This is a genomic window from Gilliamella sp. Pas-s95 (assembly GCF_009795795.1).
Lineage (GTDB): Bacteria > Pseudomonadota > Gammaproteobacteria > Enterobacterales > Orbaceae > Gilliamella > Gilliamella bombicola.
Window position 1 is genome coordinate 1 of record NZ_WTFC01000057.1, and the last position, 2515, is coordinate 2515.

The window sequence follows — 2515 nt, forward strand, 5'->3', positions numbered from 1 at the left end:
GTAGATTTAAACAATCCAACTTTTGGGGGGCAGTTCATTCGCTTTAATTCCCTAACTCGGACGTGGTCACTGTGGCTATTTTGTTTACCAAAGGTCAAAACGTCCGAAACCACCGTACCTAATTCATTCTATCCACCAACCCAAAAAGGCCTGATTTTCCGCTCAAGAATCGGTCAAGAAAGGTATTGATTTTATTAAAGTTTTTGTTTGGTGGTTTTTAGCCAAAACCACCACCCAAACCCTTCCCAAAAACACACCAACATAAGCTGACTTAAGCCTTAACAAAACCTTAAAATTTTTAACAAAAAACTAGCGCATTATTAATCAACCGGTTATAATTTCATCGCTTTCAAAGCAGGGGGAACGCTCATTAGTTGAGCGGATAATTATAAAAAATGTAAATAAAACAAAAAATTACTTGACAGGATAATCGAAATGCGCTACCATGCATGGCATCTGGCATCTGGCCTGCCAAACCTACGCTCTAAATCTTTTTCATTTTCGCTGTAGTTTAAATCAGACTCAGTTCTTATTTTTATCACCTAAATTATCAAAATCATTGCACTTGGCGAAATCGCCATGTTTATCGGCAGGGTTATCGCCAAGGCCGAGACACTTATCTTTTCTATCTAAATTACCAGACTTACTTAAATTATTTAGATTACCTAAATTGCCGTTGTTCTTTGCGTTGCTGCTCTTATTGTTGTATTCGCAGTGTTCTATGGCATTGACGGCAAATACATCAAAGGAAATAGAGGGTAGTGCGCCATATTTAACGTTCGACGGTGGTCGGACAAAGGTAACAGATGCAGACAATTTGTTGTCTATAAGATTGCAGGATGGTCGGGTTATCACGCCATCTACTAATCCATCAAGTGCAGCAAATCCGATAAGTTTGCCGTATGTGGGGAGTAACTTAGGTCATATAACAATGGTCGTCCCGTCATCACAGAGTTCAATTAGTATGAATGATTTGGTTGTTCAGGGTAATTGGGAAGATGATGATGGGGATGGACAGGGGGCTAATGGAGTAACGGCTACAGGGAGTATATCGGTATCGTTTACGGATAAGGATGGCAATACTGTTAATCGTAGTGATGCATTGGATATATGTAATGCTCCTTATAGGGTAAGGTTAGTAAGTACAGAAGGAAGTTTAACTACCCAGTATGGGGTGCCAAGGAGTAGTAATTTCGGTGGAGCTATGGTGGATTATTATATCAACCCGTATAACACTGTTGCTCGTGTTTGTTACGCAAGGCCGAATTTGTACTTCGGTGGTACTGGTGCTACAGTTAATAATATCCGTGACGATTCCCATTACGCAGGCCCATCTAACATATGGAGTCCTACAAAGGGCTTTTTAACTCAATCTAATGATTATTCATCTTACGACCAAAATTTTCCGACAACGGGTGCTGATGGATTGTATTTTGATTTAGAGTTGCCTGCTGGAGTAGATGGAAGTCAGTTGACGTGGCCTGTTGTCACGAATGGTAGTATAAGAGCAACGGTAAGTTGGACAAAGCCGCGTTCTGGTGCATTCACAGACCCACATGGAAATATTCTACAAGCCGATGAATGGATTAGAGATAAATCCAGTTATGTCACACGGGTAACGTTAAGCGGTCCTAGGGCGGATAGAACTCAGATAAATACAAATAATCCTAGTCCTCTAGCCGTACCATCTTTGCCGCAGAAATTTGAGTTGGTTGGTAGAGATAGTCGAGGTAATGAGGTGAGGTATGGATTTGTGTTAAAGCAATGGTTCGTCCATCGTGGTAAAAAATGGGATAGTCAGTATAATCAAATATCTTGGTGTAGTAGTTTGGGTTATCGTTTACCACAGGTCAAGGATTTAACTAACGCGGTGCGCACAAATAGTCCTTCTATTTCTGGCGCCAGGCCTAGTTCACCTGCTAGTTATTATCAGCGTCACATAGGTGCTGGTTTTTTCACGGAGTGGGGCGTCATGTACCGCTACGCTGATGTGGGCTTCGTCCACTACGGCTACTGGACGAGTGACACAACAGGTAGCAATGGGTTCGATGTCTACTCACAAAGCGGAGACATCTACAGCGACAACGTTTCCGATAGCCGCTACGCTGTTTGCTCCTCACCTTAACTTTTATTTCATAGTCCTTAATCCTTGGGCCACGGGGGGTTATAGTGCAGATAGAGGATAATTTATCAAAGAATAAAGACCCCGCGTACGTTGGGGCATTTCCCTTAGGGTTGCGCTGTTGCGGCGAAGCCACAATCGCGCCGCCCCCGCCGCCGACGCTGAAAGCGTGGTTGGCAATTCTAATGATTACGTTGTGGTGGTTTAAATTTGTGGTCTATTTATAGTACGGCAAGGTTTCGGACGTTTTGACCTTTAGTGAATAAAATAGCTACAGTGACCACGTCCGAACAAAGGGAATTAAAGCGAATTCCCTTTGCAATCCCACGCTTTGGCTACAAAATGTGGCCTACGGCACTACTCGTATCATCCTGATACTCGCCTCTACGAGGC

The 2515-nt window shown here is 42.9% G+C and carries 2 protein-coding genes; both read left to right on the top strand.

Annotated elements, in window-relative coordinates; genetic code table 11:
- Positions 1–189 (top strand): hypothetical protein (locus tag GQ598_RS11155; protein ID WP_237410361.1); only part of this gene is annotated, 189 nt, incomplete at its 5' end.
- Between the two features lie 256 nt (positions 190–445).
- A complete protein-coding gene (locus GQ598_RS10760; RefSeq protein WP_160404115.1) occupies positions 446–2125 on the top strand; it encodes a hypothetical protein in 1680 nt (559 codons plus the stop codon).
- Positions 2126–2515: the final 390 nt, after the last annotated feature.